General features: G+C 69.3%; 21 protein-coding genes. 10 read left to right on the forward strand and 11 right to left on the reverse strand.

Translation table 11 applies throughout. The features are described from left to right. Window positions 1–87: 87 nt before the first annotated feature. Genes VD964_RS02410 through VD964_RS02435 form a run of 6 tightly spaced genes read right to left on the reverse strand, consistent with a single transcriptional unit; the run spans window position 88 to window position 6,905 of the window. Window positions 88–1,059 carry a PQQ-dependent catabolism-associated beta-propeller protein gene (locus tag VD964_RS02410; RefSeq protein ID WP_324865176.1) on the reverse strand — a complete coding sequence of 324 codons (972 nt, stop codon included), beginning with the start codon at window positions 1,057–1,059 and terminating at the stop codon, window positions 88–90. Window positions 1,060–1,075: 16 nt separating this feature from the next. Further along, complete coding sequence (locus tag VD964_RS02415; RefSeq protein ID WP_324865178.1) at window positions 1,076–2,287, reverse strand: ABC transporter substrate-binding protein; 1,212 nt, start codon at window positions 2,285–2,287, stop codon at window positions 1,076–1,078. Between the two features lie 25 nt (window positions 2,288–2,312). Beyond that, the gene (locus VD964_RS02420) at window positions 2,313–3,068 is read right to left on the reverse strand and encodes a formylmethanofuran dehydrogenase subunit C (RefSeq protein ID WP_324865180.1); all 756 of its coding nucleotides are present in this window, start codon (window positions 3,066–3,068) and stop codon (window positions 2,313–2,315) included. After that, window positions 3,065–3,976, reverse strand: coding sequence for a formylmethanofuran--tetrahydromethanopterin N-formyltransferase (fhcD, locus tag VD964_RS02425; protein WP_324865182.1), 912 nt, complete (start codon window positions 3,974–3,976; stop codon window positions 3,065–3,067). Before fhcD ends, VD964_RS02420 begins: the two co-directional genes overlap by 4 nt. Further along, window positions 3,976–5,643 (reverse strand): formylmethanofuran dehydrogenase subunit A, encoded by a 1,668-nt coding sequence (locus tag VD964_RS02430; protein WP_324865184.1) that lies wholly within the window; start codon window positions 5,641–5,643, stop codon window positions 3,976–3,978. Before VD964_RS02430 ends, fhcD begins: the two co-directional genes overlap by 1 nt. Then, window positions 5,637–6,905 carry a formylmethanofuran dehydrogenase gene (locus VD964_RS02435; RefSeq protein WP_324865186.1) on the reverse strand — a complete coding sequence of 423 codons (1,269 nt, stop codon included), beginning with the start codon at window positions 6,903–6,905 and terminating at the stop codon, window positions 5,637–5,639. Before VD964_RS02435 ends, VD964_RS02430 begins: the two co-directional genes overlap by 7 nt. Window positions 6,906–7,245: 340 nt before the next feature. Between VD964_RS02435 and VD964_RS02440 the strand changes: the two genes are divergently transcribed. From VD964_RS02440 to VD964_RS02470, 7 genes are read left to right on the forward strand one after another with little or no spacing between them, the layout of a single operon-like run. Further along, window positions 7,246–8,262, forward strand: a complete 1,017-nt coding sequence (locus VD964_RS02440; protein WP_324865188.1) for a beta-ribofuranosylaminobenzene 5'-phosphate synthase family protein — start codon at window positions 7,246–7,248, stop codon at window positions 8,260–8,262. A gap of 32 nt (window positions 8,263–8,294) precedes the next feature. Next, entirely contained in the window at window positions 8,295–9,200 is a 906-nt protein-coding gene (locus tag VD964_RS02445; protein ID WP_324865190.1) for an NAD(P)-dependent methylenetetrahydromethanopterin dehydrogenase, read from the forward strand. Beyond that, window positions 9,200–10,165 carry a methenyltetrahydromethanopterin cyclohydrolase gene (gene mch / locus VD964_RS02450; RefSeq protein WP_324865192.1) on the forward strand — a complete coding sequence of 322 codons (966 nt, stop codon included), beginning with the start codon at window positions 9,200–9,202 and terminating at the stop codon, window positions 10,163–10,165. The genes VD964_RS02445 and mch overlap by 1 nt, the downstream gene beginning before the upstream one ends. A gap of 5 nt (window positions 10,166–10,170) precedes the next feature. Next, on the forward strand, window positions 10,171–11,055 hold the full coding sequence (locus VD964_RS02455; RefSeq protein ID WP_324865194.1) for a triphosphoribosyl-dephospho-CoA synthase: 885 nt from the start codon (window positions 10,171–10,173) through the stop codon (window positions 11,053–11,055). Then, a complete protein-coding gene (locus VD964_RS02460; RefSeq protein ID WP_324865196.1) occupies window positions 11,033–12,121 on the forward strand; it encodes a hydantoinase/oxoprolinase family protein in 1,089 nt (362 codons plus the stop codon). The genes VD964_RS02455 and VD964_RS02460 overlap by 23 nt, the downstream gene beginning before the upstream one ends. After that, on the forward strand, window positions 12,106–13,020 hold the full coding sequence (locus VD964_RS02465; RefSeq protein ID WP_324865198.1) for a quinoprotein relay system zinc metallohydrolase 2: 915 nt from the start codon (window positions 12,106–12,108) through the stop codon (window positions 13,018–13,020). Before VD964_RS02460 ends, VD964_RS02465 begins: the two co-directional genes overlap by 16 nt. Window positions 13,021–13,061: 41 nt before the next feature. Further along, window positions 13,062–13,880, forward strand: a complete 819-nt coding sequence (locus VD964_RS02470; RefSeq protein ID WP_324865200.1) for a quinoprotein dehydrogenase-associated SoxYZ-like carrier — start codon at window positions 13,062–13,064, stop codon at window positions 13,878–13,880. A gap of 24 nt (window positions 13,881–13,904) precedes the next feature. On the opposite strand, the gene VD964_RS02475 is transcribed toward VD964_RS02470, so the two are convergent. After that, entirely contained in the window at window positions 13,905–14,252 is a 348-nt protein-coding gene (locus tag VD964_RS02475; RefSeq protein ID WP_324865202.1) for a hypothetical protein, read from the reverse strand. Between the two features lie 190 nt (window positions 14,253–14,442). After that, the gene (locus VD964_RS02480; RefSeq protein WP_324865204.1) at window positions 14,443–14,637 is read right to left on the reverse strand and encodes a hypothetical protein; all 195 of its coding nucleotides are present in this window, start codon (window positions 14,635–14,637) and stop codon (window positions 14,443–14,445) included. A gap of 317 nt (window positions 14,638–14,954) precedes the next feature. Here VD964_RS02480 and VD964_RS02485 point away from each other — a divergent pair, with 317 nt between their 5' ends. Both VD964_RS02485 and VD964_RS02490 read left to right on the forward strand, forming a co-directional pair. After that, the gene (locus VD964_RS02485) at window positions 14,955–15,740 is read left to right on the forward strand and encodes an SDR family NAD(P)-dependent oxidoreductase (protein ID WP_324865207.1); all 786 of its coding nucleotides are present in this window, start codon (window positions 14,955–14,957) and stop codon (window positions 15,738–15,740) included. A 54-nt stretch (window positions 15,741–15,794) separates the two neighbouring features. Further along, window positions 15,795–16,076 carry a GNAT family N-acetyltransferase gene (locus tag VD964_RS02490; protein ID WP_324865209.1) on the forward strand — a complete coding sequence of 94 codons (282 nt, stop codon included), beginning with the start codon at window positions 15,795–15,797 and terminating at the stop codon, window positions 16,074–16,076. Window positions 16,077–16,097: 21 nt separating this feature from the next. Here VD964_RS02490 and VD964_RS02495 read toward each other — a convergent pair whose 3' ends face one another. The 3 genes from VD964_RS02495 to VD964_RS02505 form a co-directional block, all read right to left on the reverse strand. After that, a complete protein-coding gene (locus VD964_RS02495) occupies window positions 16,098–16,778 on the reverse strand; it encodes a ChrR family anti-sigma-E factor (protein ID WP_324865211.1) in 681 nt (226 codons plus the stop codon). Between the two features lie 24 nt (window positions 16,779–16,802). Next, window positions 16,803–17,399, reverse strand: a complete 597-nt coding sequence (locus VD964_RS02500) for a sigma-70 family RNA polymerase sigma factor (protein ID WP_324865213.1) — start codon at window positions 17,397–17,399, stop codon at window positions 16,803–16,805. 111 nt (window positions 17,400–17,510) lie between these two features. Beyond that, window positions 17,511–18,758: an MFS transporter gene (locus VD964_RS02505; RefSeq protein WP_324865215.1), complete on the reverse strand. Its 1,248-nt coding sequence runs from the start codon at window positions 18,756–18,758 to the stop codon at window positions 17,511–17,513. A 294-nt stretch (window positions 18,759–19,052) separates the two neighbouring features. Between VD964_RS02505 and VD964_RS02510 the strand changes: the two genes are divergently transcribed. Continuing rightward, window positions 19,053–19,856 (forward strand): enoyl-CoA hydratase/isomerase family protein, encoded by an 804-nt coding sequence (locus VD964_RS02510; RefSeq protein WP_324865217.1) that lies wholly within the window; start codon window positions 19,053–19,055, stop codon window positions 19,854–19,856. Window positions 19,857–19,860: the final 4 nt, after the last annotated feature.

Consider the following 19,860-nt stretch of genomic DNA (forward strand, 5'->3'; position numbering starts at 1 on the left):
GGCCGTCGCCGACAGCCGCCGCCGCACCCGGCCTTCCCCTCAACCGGGCGCTGCGGTCGCGGGTTCCGCGATGTCGTCACCTGCCCGTCACGGCTTGACCACGACCCCCCAGGGTGCGCCGCCGACGGCGATGCTCTTGATGACCTTGTTGCGCTCCAGATCGATCACCGACAGGTCGTTGCTGATGCCGTTGGTGGTGTAGAGCCGCTTTTCGTCGGGAGAGAAGGCGAGGTTCCAGACACGCTGGCCGACCAGGAAGTACCGCTTCACCTCGAAGCTCTCGGTGTCGATCTCGGCGATCCGGTTGGCGGGGCCGAGCGCCACGAAGGCACGCTTGCCGTCGCGGGTCATCTGGATGCCGACCGCCTGGATCGCCTCGCGCCGGACGCCTGTGACCTCGAAGCGGATCTTCTTCACCACCTTGCGGGTGGCTGCGTCGATGACGCTGACCGTGCCGCCGATTTCGCTGGACACCCAGACATGCTTGCCGTCGTCGCTGAAGCGGGCCACGCGGGGCCGGCTGTCCACCAGCACGTTGCCGACGACGGCGCGTTTCTCCGTGTCGATGAAATGCGCCATGTTGGTGGTTTCGGACGTGTTGACCAGGATCTTGCCGTCCGGGCTGATCCCCATCCCTTCCGGCTCCACCCCGACCTGGATGTTGCCGACCGCCTTGCGGCTGGGGATGTCGATGATGGTCACCATGTTGTCGTCCTCGTTGGCGACATACAGCCGGTTGCCGTCGGGGGAGAGGACGAACAGCTCCGGATCGGGGCCGGAGGGCAGGGAATGGACCACCTTGCCGCTGGCGATGTCCACCACATCGACGCGGTTGTCGTCGCCGGCGCAGACATAGAGCTGTGTTCCGTCGCCGCTGAGCGTGATCCCGCGCGGCCGGCGGCCGACCTTGATCTTGTTGGTGATCTGCAGGCTGTCGCCGTCGACCACGGCGATCTGGTTGTCCTTCTCGTTGGACACGAAAATGGTTTCGGCCAAGACCGGTTCCGCAATCAGGGCCGGTGCGGCGAGGAACAGCATGGTGCACAGTAAGGAACGCATGGGGTGGTCCGCCTCTTCAACGGTTGAAACGGCATTTGCTTTCCGGCGCGTCGTCGCCGAGCGTATCGAGGGGCGTCACGGGGTGCAGGAACCCTTCCTGGGGCGACACCGAAACCAGCATGCGCGGCCCGGCAATCAGGATGGGTTGCCGCATCTGGCCGTCCCATTTGCGGAAGGACAGGGCTTCGCCCTTGAAGCCGGCCAGTTCGAATTCGGGACTGCGCAGATAGGCGACGAGGTCGTCGAAGCCGGTGGCGCCGGTGCGGGTCGCCGCCTCTCCCACGCTGCGCACCGCCAGCCAGGCGGCATAGTCGCGCGGCAGCATCCAGCGGTCGGCCAGCTTCTCGAACCGGCTTTGCAACTGGGTGCCGCCCCACTGCTCGTTCACCCGTGACCAGGCGGTGGCGATCAGGCCCTGGGTGCCGGCCACCGGGCGGGGATGCCAGGTGCGGCCGTCGAGGTAATCGCCGAAATTCCCCGCCTCGTCGGCGACGACCAGCACGTCGTAGTCCGGTCCCTGGGTGGCGAGCGGGATGTCGGACTGGATGGTGGTGACGCCGGTATCGGTGCGGCGGTTGCCGGTGTCGAAGGTCCAGCTCTTCTCGGCGACGATCCGGCCGCCGAAGCGCTTGGCGGCGCGGCGCACCGCATCGGCATAGAGCGCGTCGCCGGGATCGCGGCCGATCAGCAGGCTCCAGCCCGACCATTTCTTCCAGGCGAGATACTGCGCCAGCGCATCGGCCAGCATGCGCCGGCTGGCGGCGGTGTGCAGGATGTTGGCCCGGCACTGCTCGTTGCGCAGCGCATCGTCGGGGGCGCGGGCGTTGAACAGCAGCATCGACCGGGCTTCCGGCCGGTCTGCGATGGCGAGCAGCGCATCGCCCGGCAGATCGGCGACGACGAAGCGAACGCCCTCGTCCGCCAGCGCCTTCAGCCCGGCGGCGATGTCGCCGTCGGGGGGCAGGACCTGTTCCACCAGCCGGAAGCTCTGGTTCAGGAACATGCCGGTGGAGTTGTTGTCGGCCAGGGCCAGACGGGCGCCCTGAAGACCTTCGTCGGTCGCCACCGGTTCGAGGAAGCTGGCCGGCGTGCGCGGGTCCTCCTGCCGGGTGAGGTAGCCGATCAAAACGGCCTGCCCGCCGGCATCCTGGGCCAATGCCGCCGCTGCCGGCGCGGCGATCAGGAGCCCGGCAAGCGGCAGGGCGGCGATCAGCCGCCTTCGTTTCACGGCATTCGATAAGTCGGTGCGTCGCCTAGACAACGGCCAGAATCTCACCTCTCCCTCCTTCCGCAAGATCGCCGATGAAGCGATGGGCGCGGGTGGTGCCCGCGCGCTCGAACCAGCTTCCGGTGCCCTCCAGCGCGCGGCGCAGCAGGTGCAGGAACAGCCAATCCCGCGTGCCGCCGTCGGCGAATCCATCCGGCGCAGCCTCTTGCGGCCGGCCGATCAGGAGCGTGCCGCGCCGCATGCCGAACCCCGGATGCGGACCGCAGCCTCCCCCGATGGCGAGGGTGCCGGCGACCATGAAGGCGGCGGCATAGGCGCCGGCCCGGCCGTCGACGACGACGATCCCGCGCCGCATCCGCTCGCCCGCCCGATCCCCGGCATCGCCGCCGACGCTGATCAGCCCGCCGCGCATCCCCAGGGGCAATCCGGGCAGGACGCCGCCCAGGCTGTCGCCGGCCGTGCCCTCGATCCGCAGCAGGCCGCCGGTCATACCCGCGCCCGCATGGTTGCCAGCGTCGCCCGCGACCAGGATGCGGCCCATCGTCATGCCGGCGCCGACCCGATGCAGGATGGCGCCGCCCGGCCGGATCAGCAGTCCCTCCGCCGCATCGCCGGCCGACAGATCGAACAGGTCGCCGAGCCGGGCCGACCCGCCACCGCAGGGCAGGGTCATCCGCGCGATGGCGTCAGCCGTCAGCCCGGCCAGCCGCTCCGGCAGCAGCGCGGACATGTCCACCGTCATGCCGGCGTCTCCGCGGTAGGTCAGGGACAGGCCGCTCATGCCATCACCTCGTGCAGATGGAAGTGATGCGGGCCGAGCTTGCCGCCGTAATTCCCTGCGGTGATCGCCAGCACGCCGGCCGCCGTCCCGCCGGCAACGGCTGCGGCGATTCCGGCCCGCATGCCGGCGCGGATGGCGGTCTCGTCGGTGCCGTCCAGCACCAGTTCCAGCACCGCCTCGACATCGGGGGAGAGCAGCGTCTCGGGTTCGACCGCCCGCAGGGTCGGGCAGAAGCGCGTGTTGGTGGAGGCGATCAGCGCCTTGTATTTCGACCCGACCTTGGAGCCCGAGCGCACCACCCCGCCGGGGAAGGGCAGGATGATGCCGGGCAGCGGCCGGATCGCCGCCACCGCCGCCTCCGCCGCGGCGAGGCATTGGCGGTGGCTGGCGGCCAGGATCAGAAAATTGCCGCCGCCGATGCCCTTGCCCACGGCGACGCTGTCCTCGCAGACGAACTCCCCGTCCATCACCGGCAGGCGCCAGAAGCGGCGGTCGCCGAACTTTTTGGCGATCTGATGCCCGTCGCCGAAATAGCGCAGGCCGCCGCCGAGCGGGATGCGCTTGGCGCCGTTGAGGAGCCCGGCATAGCAGGCCGACCCCGGCGAGGTCATGACGCATTGCCCGACCCGGTTGACGACATGCTTGGCGAGGTCGCCCGTCGACATGCCGAAGATCATCACCGCGGCGCCGGGCCGGCTGTCCGGCGTCTCCTCCGGCGTCAGCAGCCGTTCCACCGCCGCCTCGCAGCCGCAGCCGATGACCGAGGTGGCGAATCCGGTCAGGCTGGAGGTCGCCGCATCGACCCAGGCGGGCGTATCGGCGGTGACGACCAGACGGGTGTAGGTCATCGGAAAGGCTTCGGCGAAGGTGTCCTCGATGCGCACGCCGTTGATCTGCAGGTCCGCCATCACGGCACCTCCCGCCGCCGGCAGGGGTGAAGGATGGGGCCGGCGCCGTGGCGGATCTCCTCGTCGCGGATGCGGAAATGCTTGATCGGCAGACCGAGGCGCTCGTCGAAATGGCGGGCGATGCGGCGCTCGATCAGATCGTCGAAGCCGGGACGGACGACATGGGTGCAGCCCTGTGCCATCGCCACCAGCGTTCCGTCGCGCACCACCAGCCGGCCGCTCTTGAAGACGAGGTCGGGCCGCTCGAACATGGCGCGGCGGTCGGGCCGGTCGGTGTAGACGGTGACGTCGGCCGAGGCCCCCGGCGCCAGATGCCCGCGGTCGGCAAGCCCCAGGATGCGGGACGGGGCCGCACGGGTCATCACGGCGATCTCCGCCAGCGTGTATTCGCGGGTGATGGAGCCCAGCGTGGTATGGGCCGGCGCGTCGGGGTGGATTTCCGCCAGCTTGGCCAGCCGGTAATCGCGGTCCATCAGCAGCCGGATCAGCTCCGGATAGAAGGTGAATGGCGCGCCGTTGGGGTGGTCGGTGGTCAGGAACACCCGCCAGGGATCGTCCAGCAGCAGGAACAGCTCCAGCCCGATCGCCCATTGCAGCGCGTTGACATAGGAATTGTCGCGGTAGCGGAAGGGGACCACGCCGCAGCCGGCGTCGCATTCGATGTCCATTGCCAGCCATTTGCGCGGATGGGCCAGCGGCGCGGTGTGGCGCTGCGCCATGGTGTCGGCCGACGCGGTCACCGTCTGCCCGAACATCACCTGCCCGATGTCCACCGACAGGGTTGGGGTCCGGTTCACCGCTTCCGCCAGCGCCGCGGCGCCGGAAGAGAATTTGCGGTCGCCCTCATTGTCGTAGCTGTGGAATTGGATGTGCGTCATGTGCATCGGCAGGCCCGACGCCGCCTGGATGGTGTCCAGCGTCGTCGCGACGTTGCCGGGAACGCCCAGGTTGCAGCCATGGACATGCAGCGGGTGGGGCAGTCCCAGCTCGTACACCGCGCGGGCCAGCACGGTCAGTACGGTGCGCGGGGTGACGCCGTAATAGGGTCCGGGCTCGTCCAGATCGAGCGTGCGCGCGTTGAACTTGAAGGCGTTGATTCCGCCGGGGTTGACCACCTTGACGGCGAGGCTCTGGGTCGCCGTCAGCATCCAGGCGACATAGTCGTTGATCGCGGCCTGCCCGGCATTGGTGGCGATCAGGTCGAGCAGGAAATCGTCGCTGCCCAGCACCAGATAGCCGCCGGTGTCGATGTAGGGGATGTCGCCCATCTCCATATGCGCATGCCGCGCGTTGGAGCCCAGCATCGCCGGCTCGAAAGCGGCGGTGAACCCCATCTCGATATAGCGGGCGCCGGTCGTATGGGTGGATGGGGTAGCGAGCCCGCTTCCCCCGCCGCAGCCGCAGGGACTGCCGGCGAAACGGTGGTGTTCGTGCTCCTCCCCCATCAGCAGGCGGGCGAGGTTGACCTTGCCGCCGGCGATGTGGCTGTGGATGTCGATGGCGCCGGCCATCACCACCTTGCCGGTCAGGTCGTAGGTGGCGTCGGGCGTGGCGCCCGGTCCCGGATCGGCGGTGATGCGGTCGTCGCGCAGCCAGAGGTCGGCGACCTCGCCGTGCCGGCCGTTGGCCGGGTCGAACAGCCGTCCGCCGGCAAGCTTCGTCAGCATCCGGCAGCCTCCTGAGTTTCGGCGGATTGCTCCAGCGCCACCAGCATCCGGCCGATCACGTCGGCGACGCTGGGCAAGCCCCGGTCGATCAGCGCGCCCGCATGCAGCGCCACCACGCTGTCGGCGCGGAACACGTCGCCGGCATGGTCGATGCCCGGCGTTCCCACCGGGATGAACAGCGCCGGTTCGGGCGTGATGGCCGTCTCCGGCGGCGCCAGCATGATGACGCTGCCGCTGGTGCCGAACTCCGGCACTTCGGGCCGAAAGGCGGAAATCCACAGCGTCACGTCGGCATCGCGCAGCCGTGTCCGCCAGGCGAACCTGTCGGGGTCGTGTGACGGCGCGCCCGCCTCGAAGCCGGTGCGCAAAGGAAAGCCGGTGCGCCATGTGCAGGCCTGATTGGCGCCGATCAGGTTGTCGGCGCCGGAAAGCGGCAGGCCGGCGCAGCGCGTCGTGCCGTCCACCGTGCGAACCAGCCGGACCAGCGCTTCGACGATCAGGTCGGGCTGAGGTCCCTCGAACAGCCCCGCCGCCCACACCACCACCGCATAGCGCGCGGCCCGCAGCCGGGCCGCCAGTTCCGCCATCCGGGCATCGTTCGACGCCGTCCGGCCCGCCAGTGCCGTCCTCAGTCTTGTAACCAGGGTGGCGAGGTCGGGCTGCGGGTCGGCCTCCATGCCCTGCGTCTCGATCTGACCGGCAAGGCACTGCACGGTCTCGGGCAGCGGCTCCCCGCCCAGGAAGACGACGCTCCTGTCCCCGCCGGGGACGAAGGCCGGTGCCGGCGCAACCCAGCGTTCCCACAGGCGCGGGAAGGCGGCGGCCGGATCCGGCCCGACGACCAGGACGAGATCGCAGCGGTTGCGCAGCTCTGCCAGGGTGGTGACCGACCAGCCGAAGCGCCGCAGGACCGCGAGGTTGCGGAACAGGGCGTCGGACCGCTCATGGTCGACCGTCGCCCCGATGCGTGCAGCGAGCGTCAATGCGGCGAGCACGCCCTCGACATCGGCGGCCAGCCCGGCGATCTGCGGCGCACGTGCGGAGCCGAGCAGCCGCGCCGCCTCGGCAACGGCCTGGTCCACGGGGACGGGGGTGCCGGCCATGCGGGCATCCGTTGCCACCCCCATGGGCCGGCGGAACAGCCGGTCGGCCTGCGGGCAGCCGCTGGGCCGGGGGGCGATGCCGGAATCGTCCTGATCGATCCCGATGTCGCCGCATCCCAGGCCGCAGAACGGACAGAGGATTTCGGGGTGGAAGGTCATGGCCCCCCAATTGCCTGAACGGAGATTGAACCGCGGAGAATGAACCCGGATGCGCAATCGACTGCATAGGCCGCAGGAACTATTGCCAGCAGCCTATCCGGTGGATTTCAAATGAGCAGTCGTCTTCGCCGGCAACCGTCCAAGCATCGGCCCCGATACGGAACGCCCGATGCTTGGACATGATCGGCCACGGACATGCCGTTCGGTCCGTTCATGACCAGTTTCCTCCCCGGAAATCCGCACCCCATTCGGGTTACTGCGCGCAGATACTCGTTCGCGCTACGGACAATTTTGTTCGTAACGCTAACATTGTGCCGGGACCCGCGCAAAGGGAATGCAGATGAGCCACCAGCGCAATCGGATAGGGGAGGTGTGGGTCCATGCGCCCGCGCGCCTGCATGCCGGCTTCGTCGACCTCAATGGCGGGCTGGGGCGCCGCTTCGGCAGCCTGGGCATCGCCATCGACCGGCCGGCGATCACCCTGCGCATCCGTCCGGCCGACCGGCTCACCGTCGACGGCCCGTCCGCCGACCGTGTCCGCCGCAGCATAGAACGTCTGGGCCGCGAGGCCGGGCTTTCCGACATGGTCGCCGTAACGGTGGAGGAGGCGATCCCGGCCCATGTCGGGCTCGGTTCCGGCACCCAGACGGACCTTGCCGTCGCGGCGGCGCTCGTTTGCCTGGAGGGGCGCCGCACCGCCGCCCGCGATCTGGCCCGCGCGCTGGAACGGGGGGCGCGGTCGGGCATCGGACTGGCGGCCTTCGAGCAGGGCGGGGTGCTGCTGGACGGCGGCCGGGGCGGGCTGGATGCGGCGCCCCCGCTGATCGCGCGGGCCGAGTTTCCCGACGACTGGCGCATCCTGCTGCTGCTCCACCGCGGCGGGCACGGGCTGCACGGCGCGCCGGAGGCGGAGGCCTTCCGGCGCCTGCCGCCCTTTCCGCCGGATGCCGCGGCCCATCTGTGCCGGCTGATGCTGATGGTCGCACTCCCTGCCTTGGCGGAGCGCGACGTGGAGGCTTTCGGCCGAGCCATCGGCGAGCTTCAGCGCACCGTCGGCGACCATTTCGCCCCGGCCCAGGGCGGACGCTTCACCAGCCCGCTGGTGGCGGAGGCGCTGTCCTGGCTGGAGGCGCAGGGGATCGCCGGCGTCGGCCAAAGCTCCTGGGGGCCGACCTGCTTCGCCATCGTCGGCGATGCCGCGTCGGCGGAACGGCTGGCCGGCGAGATGCGCGACCGCTGGGCCGGATCGCCGCTGGAGGTCATGGTCTGCCGTGGCCGGAACCTCGGCGCGACGGTGGAGAACACGAACGCCGGGACGGGCTTCATGCCTGCGGCCCGGCGGGCGGCTGGTGAATAGGCGGCCGGTGAACAACTGACAGGGAGGCAGGCATGAGCGCCCCTTACGTGCTGCACATGATCACGCCGCTGGCGAATGTCAGCCCGTTCGACGTCAACATGGCGGTGGACGCCGGCATCGACACGGTGATCCCCTATACGGGGATCGAAACTGCGCAGGTCGAGGCCCTGACGCAGGACGCCATGTTCTCCCGCGATCCGAAGAACGCGGCGCGGACCGGCCTGTTCATCGGCGGGCGCGACGCGGCGATGGCGCTGGACATGTTGGACGTGGCCCGCAAGGCGATGTTCCCGCCCTTCCAAATCTCGGTCTTCGCCGATCCGTCCGGCGCCTTCACCACCGCCGCCGCGATGGTCGCGGTGGTGGAGCGTGCCCTGCGGCGCGCCGGTCTGGACGGCCTCAGCGGGCTGGATGTCCAGGTCTATGGCGCGACGGGCGTGGTCGGCGGCATCGCCGGCCTGATCGCCGCGCAGGCCGGCGGCAATGTCACCCTGGTCAGCCACCGCGGCGTTTCGGCGGTGCAGGGCAAGGCGGAGGAGTTCGGACGCCGCTATGGCGTGACGCTGTCCTGCGCCGACACGGCGAGCGGCGGCAAGGCGGCTCTACTGGAGCGGGCGGAGGTCGTGCTCGCCTGCGGCAAGGCCGGGATCACGGTGCTGCCCGCCGAGGATCTGCGCGCGGCAAAGCGCCTGCGAGTGGCGGCCGACATCAACGCCGTGCCGCCGGCCGGGGTCGAGGGCGTCGGCGTGCAGGACGACGGGGTCGCCTTGGCAACAGCATCGGGCGCCGTCGGCATCGGCGCGCTCGCCATCGGCAACGTCAAGTTCAAGGTCCAGCACCATCTGCTGGAGCGGATGCAAACCGGCGGCACCGCCGTCGCCTTCGATTTTCAGGACGCCATGGACGCGGCGCGGACCATCGCCGGAAAGGCATCATAATGCAGGATCGCCCCAGCCTGTCGGCCCTCGCCGCTCCGCTCGCCGCCGCACTGGTCGCCGATGCGGCACAATTGCGGATCGGCATCGACCGCGTTGCCGGTGCGACGGTTGTCGATGGCGGGATCGCCCGGCCCGGCGGGCTGGAGGCCGGACGCCGCATCGCCGAGCTGTGCATGGGCGGCCTTGGCCGGGTGACGCTGCAGGCCGACACCCAGTCAGACCGCTGGCCCTTCCAGGTGGCGGTACACAGCACCGACCCGGTGCTCGCCTGCCTCGGCAGCCAGTATGCGGGGTGGAGCCTCACGCATAAGGAAGAGACCGGGTCCTTCTTCGCTCTGGGCTCCGGTCCCGGACGCGCCATGGCCCGAAAGGAGACGCTGTTCGACGAACTGGGCTACGGCGACAGCGGCGACCATGCGGTTCTGGTTCTGGAAAGCGGCACCGTCCCGCCGGTCCCGCTGGTGGAGCGGATCGCCGCCGATTGCGGGGTGGCGCCGGAGCGGCTGACCCTGGTGCTGACGCCGACGGCGAGCCTCGCCGGCACCGTCCAGATCGTCGCCCGCGTGCTGGAGGTCGCCCTGCACAAGGTGCATGCGTTGGGTTTTCCGCTGCATGACGTCGTCGACGGCATCGGCGTGGCGCCACTGCCGCCGCCGGGCAAGGGCTTCGTCGAGGCGATGGGCCGGACCAACGACGCCATCCTGTTCGGCGGCACCGTCCAACTGTTCGTCACCGGCCCCGACGATGCCGCCGCCGACCTGGCGCGGCGGCTGCCGAGCACGGAATCGCGCGACTACGGGCGCCCCTTCGCCGAGGTGTTCGCGGCGGTGAACAAGGACTTCTACGCCATCGACCCGCTGCTGTTCGCCCCGGCCCGCGCGGTGGTGACGGCACTCGACTCCGGCCGCAGCTTCCATGGCGGGCGTCTTGCGTCCGGCATGCTTGACCAATCCTTCGGGGGGTGACGGGAATGACCCCCGGCGTCGCGGAGCTGTTCATGGCCGTCTGCCGGGCGGAGGTGATGGCGCTGAAGCCCGGGAACGTCCATGTCCACGCTGCCGGCCACGGCATGACGGTGGCGGACTTCCTGCTGTCGGCGGAGGTCGCGGCGCCGGAGATCGCACGGCCCGGCGCGTCGGTGGGGGAGCGGATCCTGCGGGCGGTGCGGGCGACGCGGGCGGCGGTGAACTGCAACACCAATCTCGGCATCCTGCTTCTGGCCGCCCCGCTGGCGCGCGCCGCGGAGATGCCGCCGTCCCGTCCGCTCCGCGACAGGGTTTGCGCCGTGCTGGAGGAGCTGAGCGTGGAGGACGCCGAAGCCGCCTATGAGGCGATCCGCCTTGCGTCACCCGGCGGGCTGGGCCGCGCGGCGGAGCATGACGTCGCCGGCCCCGCGACGGTGGATCTGCGCACCGCCATGGCCGCGGCACGGTCGCGCGACCGCATCGCCGCCCAATATGCCGATGGCTTCCGCGACGTCTTCGAGATCGGCGTCGTCCGTGCGCGGGCGCTGGATGGCAGGGATGCCGGCAAGGATCCCGTATCGATGGCCGAAGCGGTCTATCTGGAGTTCCTGACCGCCTTCCCCGACAGCCACGTCCTGCGCAAGCAGGGGGAGACGGTGGCGGCGGCACTGATGACGGAAGCACAGGACGTGCGCCGGCAGCTGGCGGCGGAAAAATCGGATGCCGTCCGGCACGACCATCTGTTTGCCTTCGATGCCAGGCTGAAATGGCAGGGCATCAACCCCGGCACCTCCGCCGACCTCACCGTCGCCAGCCTCTTCGCCCACTGGCTGGAGCAAAGGGAACAGGAAGCAAAGGATGACAGGAATGACGTTCACCCTCGGCCTTGATGTCGGCGGCGCGCACCTGAAGGCCGCATGGCTCTCCGATGGCGAGCTGATCGACGTGGTGCAGGCTCCCTGTCCGCTGTGGCAGGGGCTCGACCAGCTGGAGGGGGCGCTGGCGGAGGTCGCGGAACTCCATCGGCCGCTGTCGGATGTGGCGGTCACCATGACCGGGGAACTGGTCGATCTGTTCGCCGACCGCGCCGATGGGGTCGGGCGGATCCTCGATGTGCTGGCCGCCGGACTGCCTGGTGGAGTGCCGCTGGAGGTGTTCGCCGGCCCGGCCGGCTTCCTGCCCGCCGCCGAGGCCCGCCATCGGGTGGCGGAGGTCGCCTCGGCCAACTGGCATGCCACGGCGGCGCTGGCCGCCCTGGCGCTGCCGGAGGGTATCCTCGTCGATATCGGCAGCACCACCACAGACATCGTACCCTTCGCCGCCGGCTGCGTCCTGAATGCGGGCTACACCGACGCGGCACGGATGGAGACGGGCGAACTGCTCTACACCGGTGTCGTCCGCACCCCCATCATGGCGGTCGCACCGCAGGCTCCCGTCAAGGGCGTTTGGCGCGGCGTGATGGCGGAGTATTTCGCCACCATGGCCGATGCCCACCGGCTTGCCGGCACCCTGCCGGAGGGGGCCGACCTTCACCCGACTGCCGATGGCCGCGAAAAGGGACTGGAGGCCAGCGCCCGGCGCCTTGCCCGCATGGTCGGGGCCGATTCCGGCGATCCGGCGAACGGCGGTGAGGCGACATGGCGCCGGCTCGCCAACCATTTCATCGACCATCAGGTCCGCAGGATCGAGGACGGGCTGGCCCAGGTCGCCTCGCGCGGCGCGGTGCCGGACGAAGCGCCCCTGGTCGGGGCCGGGGTCGGCCGTTTCCTGGTGGAGCGTGTGGCCGCGCGTACCGGCCGCCCCTACCGCTTCCTGATGGAGGCGGCCACCCTGCCGGAATGCTGGCGGTCCATCGCCGCGGACTGCGCACCTGCGGTCGCCGTAGCCCTGTTGAACGCGCTCGGCCGGGCGCCGGACGGAACCCGGCGGGGGAGGGTGGCATGGGCATCCGCCTGATCCTTGCCGCCATACTGTCCGTCGCCACCGCGGCACCCGCATGGTCGGAACCGCTCGCGGTGACGGAGGTCGCGCCCGGCATCTTCGTCCATCAGGGCGCCATCGCCGAACCGGCGCCGGACAACGGGGGCGACACCGCCAACATTGGCTTCGTCGTGGGCGGCAACGGCGTGGCGGTGATCGACACCGGCGGCACGCCGGAACTGGGGCGTCGTCTGCGCGAGACCATCGCAGCCCGCACCGACAAGCCGCCGGTCGTGGTCATCAACACCCACATGCATCCCGACCATGTGTTCGGCAACGCCGCCTTCGAGGGGATTCCAATCGTCGGTCACGCAAACCTGCGGGACGCGCTGGCCGCCCGGATCGAGGTCTACCAGCGCCGGCTGGCCGACGAACTGGGCGCCGAGGCCGCGGCCGGGATCGCGCCGGTGCGGGTGGACCGGCCGGTGGGGGAGGAGGTGCGGATCGACCTCGGCGACCGAGTCATCGTCCTGACCGCTCATCCGACGGCGCACACCAACAACGACCTGACCGTCTTCGACCGGCAGACCGGGACGCTATTCGCCGGCGACCTGCTGTTTCTCGACCATCTGCCGGCGGTGGACGGCAGTGCGGTTGGCTGGCTGCGGGTGCTCGACGCGCTGGAGCGCATTCCGGCAGTGCGCGCCGTTCCCGGACACGGCCCTGCCGCCGTCGATTGGCCGGGCGCGCTGGATCCCGAGCGGCGCTACCTGACCACGCTGGTGCAGGGGGTGCGGCGGGTGCTGAAGGCCGGCGGCAGCATCCAGGAGGCCGTCGCGCATGTGGCGGAGAATGAACGGGACCGCTGGCTGTTGTTCGATGTGTACAACCCGCGCAACGTGACGGCGACCTTCGCCGAGCTGGAATGGGAATAGGAGCGCGATACGGGAGGGAGGAAGCGATGACGGGATATCCGATGCGGAAGCCGCAGGAGATGGCGCTGCCGATGGCGCTGGCGGCGGGGTTCCTGATGATGCTGTCCATGCCGGCGCTCGCCGCCACCGATGCGGCGGAGGATGCCGCGCGCTGGGACCTGCTGCGCGACATGTATTTCAAGGACCGTCCGGTCGAGGAAGCCGGCGACCGGATGCGGATCGACGCCCCGGCACGCGCCCACGACGCGGCGCTGGTGCCGGTGCGGGTGGAGGTCGATCCCTCTCTTCACCTGAAGTCGCTGTCGCTGCTGGTCGACAAGAACCCGGTGCCGCTGGCGGCAACCTTCCGCTATGGCCCGGCCAGCGCCGGCGGCAGCATAGAGACCCGCGTGCGCGTCAACGAATACACCAACCTCCACGCCGTGGGCGAAACGCAGGACGGGCGGCTGCTGATGACGCGCGTCTTCGTCAAGGCGGCCGGCGGCTGTTCGGCCCCGGCTCTCAAGGACCCGCAGGAGGCCATGGCCCGGCTCGGCCGCATCAAGGTCAAGCTGCTGGAGACGGCCGGTCCCGGCAGCGCGGCCAACGCGCAACTGCTGATCAGCCATCCCAACGCCAGCGGCCTGCAGTTCGATCAGGTCAGCCGCACCTACATCCCCGCCCATTACATCCAGTCCATCGCCATCCGCATCGGCGGACAGACGGTATTGGAGGCGGACACCGACATCTCGATCAGCGAGGATCCGAACCTGCGCTTCAGCTTCATCCCCGTCGAGGGCGGCAGTCTGGAGGTGACCGCCCACGACACCAAGGGCGCCACCTTCAGCCAGACCGTTCCGCTGGGGGCCGGTGGCGGATAAGGGCGAACCGTAAACAGGCGCGCCTCAGAAGCACTGGCGGTCGGCGGCGACCTGGGCCTGGCGGAAGCGGTCCATCAGGTCCTTGGCCCAGCCGGAACTGCGGAAGATCCCGGCACGCTCGCCCGGCATGTCGGTCATCACCTTCACCGTTTCGATGGCTGTGTAGTCGTCATAGGTGATGCGGTCGGCGATGGCGTCGATGCTGCAGGCGCATTTCTCCATGACGATGTGCGACTGGCCGTTTGCCGCCATGCAGGCGATCACGTAATCGGCCCGCGCCGCCGTGGGGTAGTCGTTGGCCGGACCGGCGGCGGCGGGAAGCGCCGTCCCGAGGAAAATTGCCGCGAGACCAAGCGCGATGCGAACTGGCATGCCCGGAATTCTCCCCCTCTTGCCCGCGGATCGCAGCCGGTGAGCCGCGACCGTCCATCCGCGATGATTTCACTATATAACAATCATCGACACGGATTGAACTCGTCCACTCCGAAGGAGGGGGGCCTCCTTCGGAGTGGATGGGTTGGGAAGGCGGGGGCGCCGTACGGAAAGAGACGCGTCCGCGGGGTCAGACCTGACGCGGTTCGCACTTCCAGCGGCGGACGGTGTATTTCGGGTGCTGTTCGGCCCATTCGGCGGCCCGGAACATGCCGGTGCGTGAACAGGTCATCACGTTGGCGAAGGGCTCCTGGAACGACGGGCGTTCGACGGTGCAGCGGTCGGGGCTGGACACGAGGCAGACCACGAAGAGCAACTCGATCATGACATCTCCAGAGTCAGGAATGTTGCGGGCGACCCCGTTTGACCTCCGCCGTTCGGGTTCATTTCATGGTTATGTTGCAGTGCACAACAGACAGGGCGTCCGAGTCAAGACATCTGATGTATGACATTCCCCATGTGAATGAACATTGGGACCGCACCCAATGTCTCGATTCAACGATCATTCGTGTTCCATGTGCGCCGCAGCTCGGTCCTGAGCAGGACCGCAGGACCCGATGACGGTGGCGGAGAACGGGAACCGAACCGCCGGCCGCTCGGTTGGCTTTCCCGTCTCTTCAGTCTTTGTTGGAGCCGAAGGTCATGGAGTTGTCGGGGAAGGTCGCGCTGGTCACCGGCGCCGGGTCGGGGATCGGCAAGGCGTCCGCAGTGCTGTTCGCCAGGGCGGGGGCCAGCGTCGGGGTGCTGAGCCGCACCGAGGACGAAATCCGCAAGACCGCCGAGGAGATCGTTGCTGCCGGCGGCAAGGCGCTGGCGCTGACCGCCGATGTCGGCGACGACGCGGCGATGCGGCAGGCGGTGGACCGGCTGGCGGCGGAGTATGGGCGGATCGACATCGTCTTCGCCAATGCCGGCATCAACGGCGTCTGGGCGGCCATCGACGAGCTGACGCCGGAGGAATGGGACCGGACCATCAACACCAACCTGCGCGGCACCTACCTGACGCTGCACCATGCGGTTCCGCATCTGAAGAGGGCGGGGGGCGGGTCGGTGATCGTCACGGCGTCGATCAACGGCACGCGGGTGTTCAGCAACACCGGCGCCACCGCCTACTCCTGCACCAAGGCGGCCCAGGTGGCGATGGTGAAGATGCTGGCGCTGGAACTGGCGAAGGACCGTATCCGCGTCAACGCCATCTGTCCCGGCATCATCGATACGGAGATCCCCGACAACACCCAATCCCGCAATCTCGAATCCCTGCGGGTTCCGATCGAGTATCCCGAGGGCAAGGTGCCCCTGACCGACGGGAAATCCGGCGACAGTTTCGACGTGGCGGAACTCGCCCTGTTCCTGGCGTCCGACCGGGCCAAGCACATCAGCGGCACGCCGGTCTGGATCGACGGGGCGGAATCCTTGATGGTCGGCTGAGGTTGCGGCATTCGTTGGTCATCAAACAACCAGTCAGGAAAAGGCGGAGCTCCCATGAGCGTGACTGAAACCGTGCGGAACAATGAACAGCTCAGCCGGTACGAGCTGACCGTCGACGGCGCCACCGCGGTGGCGGAGTACGAACTGCGGGACGGCAAGATCGTCTTCACCCATACCCACGTGCCGGAAAGCATGTCCGGCAAGGGCGTGGGCTCGGCACTGGCCAAGGGCGCCCTGGAGGATGTCCGCGCCCAGGGAAAGAAGGCGCTGCCGCTCTGCTCCTTCATCGACAGCTACATCAAGCGCCATCCCGACTACGCCGACCTCGTGGAGTAGGGGGAGGCCGGGCGGGGATGGTCAGCCCGCCCGCCGTTCCTCCTCGCCATCGAGGAAGATCAGATCGCCGTCCAGCAGGAACAGGCAGATGCAGTCCTCCTCGCTGGCCCCGCGGGCATGGTGGTCGGTGTCGGCGACATACTGGGCGACATCGCCCAGTTCATAGTGGCCGTATTCGTCGCTGAAGGCGCCGCGCAGCACCAGGAGGAGTTCGTCGGCCGTGTGCCGGTGCGCCGGAACCGGCGCGTCGTGCGCCATCCGCAGCAGGCAGATGGTCGTGCCGGACAGCGTCCGCTGCCACGCCGACAGCCAGACGCCGGGCGACAGCTCCGTCCAGGACCCGCAATCCACCGGGCTGTCGATCGCCTCCGGCAGCCAGCTGCGCAGCGGTTCCGGCACCAGCCGGCCGGCCTGTTGCCCGGCAACGTCGGACACGCGCGGCGGCGCCATATCCGCCGATGCCGGCGGAGCGGCCAGCAGCCCGTCCATCCGGTCGAGCAGCCCGTCCAGATCGGTGGCAGCCTCGCCGGGCAGTTCCTCGAACCAGCTGCCGCACAGAGCCTCGAAGGCCGCGACGCGCCGGCGGCAGTCGGGACAATAGGCGAGGTGCGTCGCCACCAGCAGCGACTTGCCCACCCGCTCCTGTCCGCTGGCATAGCCGATCAGAAGCTGGTCGTCCGGATGATGGTGGGGGAACGTCACGCCCGGCCCCTCATGCTGTGTCCTTCATGCTGTGTCCTTCATGCTGCGCTTCAGGTGGCCGAGTGCCAGGCGCAGCCTTGTCTTCACCGTGCCAAGAGGAACGTCGGTCTCCTCGGCGATCTCCTCATGGGTTTGTTCAAGGAAATACGAACGCCGCAGCACCTCGGATTGGTTGGGCGCCAATGTTTCGATCGCGCCGTGCAGCTGCCGGCTGCCCTGCGCCAGCTGTGCGGCCTCCTCCGGCGTTGCCTGGGACGCGGGCGTCATCGCCGGATCGTCCATGTCGGGGGCCGGGCGCATCTCCTTGCGCAGGCGGTCGATGCGGCGGTTGCGGGCGATGGTGAAGATCCAGGTGCCGACCGATGCCTGGGCCGGGTCATAGCTGTCGGCCTTCAGCCACACGGTCAGCATGACGTCCTGGACCAGCTCCTCCGCCGCACCACGGTCGGCACCGAGCTTCTGGCAATATTGCAGGATGCGGGGGGCGAACTGGCGGAACAGGGCGGCGAAGGCCGCGCGGTCGCGCTGCTGCGCGACCGACCGGACCAGCTCCCCGAACCTGTCGTCGGCCGGGCTCTGCGGCACCGCGTCCTGCGGCGACGGCCTCTCGGAAAACGGCATGCAACCACCAGACAGCATTCCACCGGCCGGCAGCTTACCCCGAACTCCTTGATGGCTTCCATTGCCTATGATTGCCGGGAGGGCGAACAGTCGGCGAACGGGTGCGTGATTTTATTGCGGAAGCGGCGGCTTCAGGGGGCCGAGCGGGTCCAGCGGACCGACCGTCGGCGTGGTCTGGGGCAGGGGGCGGAAGGCGGCCTGCGCCTCGGCCGGCAGGGGCGGACGGACGCGGGTGCGCCACAGGCCATACAGCGTGGCACAGAGCGCGCTGCCGGTGATGAAGGCGAACAGCCCCTCCGGCCCACCGGTGGTCATCATCGCCGATGCCAGCGGCGGACCGATGATGGCGCCGATGGAGTTGGCGAGGATCAGGCCGCCGCTGGCCGACACCAGATCCTCCCGCCGCACATGGTCGTTGGTGTGGGCAAGGCAGATCGGATAGAGCGTGAAGGACAGGCCGCCGAACAGCGGCGCAACCAGCATCAGGGCGAGCGGCTGGTCCAGCCCGGCGGCGGCGATCATGCCGAAGCTGGTCAGCGACAGCGCGGCCGACAGGCCGATGATCACGGTGCGCCGGTCGAACCGGTCCGACAGCCGGCCGAGCGGCCATTGCAGGGCCATGCCGCCCAGGATCAGCGCCGACATGAACAGCGCCGTTCCCGACACCCCGAAGCTGGACGCCGCGCCGAACACCGGGGCCAGCCCATAGATCGACCCGGTGATCGCCCCGCTGATGAAGACGCCGGCCACCCCCAGCGGCGAACTCTCGTAGAGCCGCCGGACGCCGAAGGACGAGACATTCGGCAATTGCGGCGGCGTGGTCCGCGTCAGGGCCACCGGCACCAGCGCCAGCGACAGCAGGATCGACACGATCATGAAGATTCGGACCCCGGCCTCGTCGTCCAGCCGCAACAGCTGCTGTCCGATGCCCGACGCGCCGTACAGCGTCACCATGTAGGCCGACAGCATCTGCCCGCGGCTTTCGTTCGTCGCAGTGCCGTTCAGCCAGCTTTCGATGCACATGTAGAGGCCGGCCATGCAGAAGCCCTGCGCCAGCCGCAGCATAGCCCACAGCGGCACGTCGACGAACAGCGCATGCGCCAGCGCCGCCACCGAGACGATGGAGGCGAAGGCGGAGAAGGAGCGGATATGGCCGACGCGGGTGATGACGCGGTGGGCGTAGAGCGATCCCAGAGTCAGCCCGGCATAGAAGGCCGCCGTGATCAGCCCGACCGCGGTCGGGCCGGACTCCGTCGCCGACAGCCGCAGCCCGATCAGGGTGGACAGGGCGCCGTTCCCCAGCATCAGGAATGCCACGCCGAGCAGAAGCGAGGCGACCGAGCGCGCAACCGATGGCATGCCGTATCTCCCCGTCCGCCGTCAGCGCTTGGTGGCCGGTAAACCGGTCAGGAGGCGATGATGCATGACGGGACTCCACTCTGCTGTTCCGGGAAGGGGCTCGTGCCTTTTCAGCCGGGCCTTTTCAGCCGTGCCTTGGCCTGATGTCCAACAGCCAAGTCCCGGATTTGGTCCGCCCCCGTGATGCGCGGTTTACCATTGGGGCAACCTGACCGTTGACAGGACATACCGTCCGGTAACATACCTTCCTGCAGGTAGATTTCGCATCAAGATGATGTTCGGGGAGACGCCATCATGTCCGACACCGCCCCGCCGGTCCTTCTCACCCGCGAGGGGGCCGTGTCCTGGATCCGGCTGAACCGCCCTGCCGTGCTGAACGCGCTGGACGAGCCCACCGCCGCCGCCCTGCTGGACGCCTGCCGCAGCGTGGCGGATGAAGGCGGGCAGGGGCCGACCCGCGTGCTGGTCATCGCCGGCAACGGCCGCGGCTTCATGGCCGGCGGCGATGTCGGCCGCTTCAACGACGATCCCTCCGCCGCGCCCGCGGTGGCCGGCGCCATCATCGCCCACCTGCACGAGGCGGTGCGCATCCTCGACCGGCTGGACGTGCCGGTGCTGGCCTCGGTGCATGGACCCGTGGCGGGCGCGGGCATGAGCCTCGCCACCGCAGCCGACCTCTGCATCGCCGCCGACGACGCCAAGTTCACCATGGCCTATGCCCGCATCGGCGCCACGCCGGACGGGTCGGGCAGCTTCCATCTGCCGCGTCTGGTCGGGCTGCGCCGTGCCATGGAGCTGGCAATGCTGTCCGACGTGATCGACGCCGCGGAGGCCCTGCGCATCGGGCTGGTCAACCGGGTGGTACCGGCGGCCGAACTGGCGGTGGAGACGGCGAAGCTGGCCGAACGGCTCGCCGCCGGGCCGACCCTGTCCTATGCCGGCATCCGCCACCTGATGCGGAAATCATTTACCCAAACGCTGGACGGACAGCTGGACGCCGAGCGCGACCGCTTCCTCGCCACCGCCGCGACCGCCGATTTCCGCGAAGGCATCGCCGCCTTCACCGCCAAGCGCCGGCCGGACTTCACCGGCCGCTGACCTT

Origin of the sequence: Azospirillum sp. (assembly GCF_035628975.1) — a bacterium.
Lineage (GTDB): Bacteria > Pseudomonadota > Alphaproteobacteria > Azospirillales > Azospirillaceae > Azospirillum.

What these genes read in the sequence shown, in the direction of transcription:
- VD964_RS02410 (WP_324865176.1), bottom strand. Translation starts at nt 1,059, where the DNA reads ATGCGTTCCTTACTGTGCACCATGCTGTTCCTCGCCGCACCGGCCCTG.
- VD964_RS02420 (WP_324865180.1), bottom strand. Translation starts at nt 3,068, where the DNA reads ATGAGCGGCCTGTCCCTGACCTACCGCGGAGACGCCGGCATGACGGTG.
- fhcD (WP_324865182.1), bottom strand. Translation starts at nt 3,976, where the DNA reads ATGGCGGACCTGCAGATCAACGGCGTGCGCATCGAGGACACCTTCGCC.
- VD964_RS02430 (WP_324865184.1), bottom strand. Translation starts at nt 5,643, where the DNA reads ATGCTGACGAAGCTTGCCGGCGGACGGCTGTTCGACCCGGCCAACGGC.
- VD964_RS02435 (WP_324865186.1), bottom strand. Translation starts at nt 6,905, where the DNA reads ATGACCTTCCACCCCGAAATCCTCTGTCCGTTCTGCGGCCTGGGATGC.
- VD964_RS02440 (WP_324865188.1), top strand. Translation starts at nt 7,246, where the DNA reads ATGAGCCACCAGCGCAATCGGATAGGGGAGGTGTGGGTCCATGCGCCC.
- VD964_RS02445 (WP_324865190.1), top strand. Translation starts at nt 8,295, where the DNA reads ATGAGCGCCCCTTACGTGCTGCACATGATCACGCCGCTGGCGAATGTC.
- mch (WP_324865192.1), top strand. Translation starts at nt 9,200, where the DNA reads ATGCAGGATCGCCCCAGCCTGTCGGCCCTCGCCGCTCCGCTCGCCGCC.
- VD964_RS02455 (WP_324865194.1), top strand. Translation starts at nt 10,171, where the DNA reads ATGACCCCCGGCGTCGCGGAGCTGTTCATGGCCGTCTGCCGGGCGGAG.
- VD964_RS02460 (WP_324865196.1), top strand. Translation starts at nt 11,033, where the DNA reads ATGACGTTCACCCTCGGCCTTGATGTCGGCGGCGCGCACCTGAAGGCC.
- VD964_RS02465 (WP_324865198.1), top strand. Translation starts at nt 12,106, where the DNA reads ATGGGCATCCGCCTGATCCTTGCCGCCATACTGTCCGTCGCCACCGCG.
- VD964_RS02470 (WP_324865200.1), top strand. Translation starts at nt 13,062, where the DNA reads ATGCGGAAGCCGCAGGAGATGGCGCTGCCGATGGCGCTGGCGGCGGGG.
- VD964_RS02475 (WP_324865202.1), bottom strand. Translation starts at nt 14,252, where the DNA reads ATGCCAGTTCGCATCGCGCTTGGTCTCGCGGCAATTTTCCTCGGGACG.
- VD964_RS02480 (WP_324865204.1), bottom strand. Translation starts at nt 14,637, where the DNA reads ATGATCGAGTTGCTCTTCGTGGTCTGCCTCGTGTCCAGCCCCGACCGC.
- VD964_RS02485 (WP_324865207.1), top strand. Translation starts at nt 14,955, where the DNA reads ATGGAGTTGTCGGGGAAGGTCGCGCTGGTCACCGGCGCCGGGTCGGGG.
- VD964_RS02490 (WP_324865209.1), top strand. Translation starts at nt 15,795, where the DNA reads ATGAGCGTGACTGAAACCGTGCGGAACAATGAACAGCTCAGCCGGTAC.
- VD964_RS02500 (WP_324865213.1), bottom strand. Translation starts at nt 17,399, where the DNA reads ATGCCGTTTTCCGAGAGGCCGTCGCCGCAGGACGCGGTGCCGCAGAGC.
- VD964_RS02505 (WP_324865215.1), bottom strand. Translation starts at nt 18,758, where the DNA reads ATGCCATCGGTTGCGCGCTCGGTCGCCTCGCTTCTGCTCGGCGTGGCA.
- VD964_RS02510 (WP_324865217.1), top strand. Translation starts at nt 19,053, where the DNA reads ATGTCCGACACCGCCCCGCCGGTCCTTCTCACCCGCGAGGGGGCCGTG.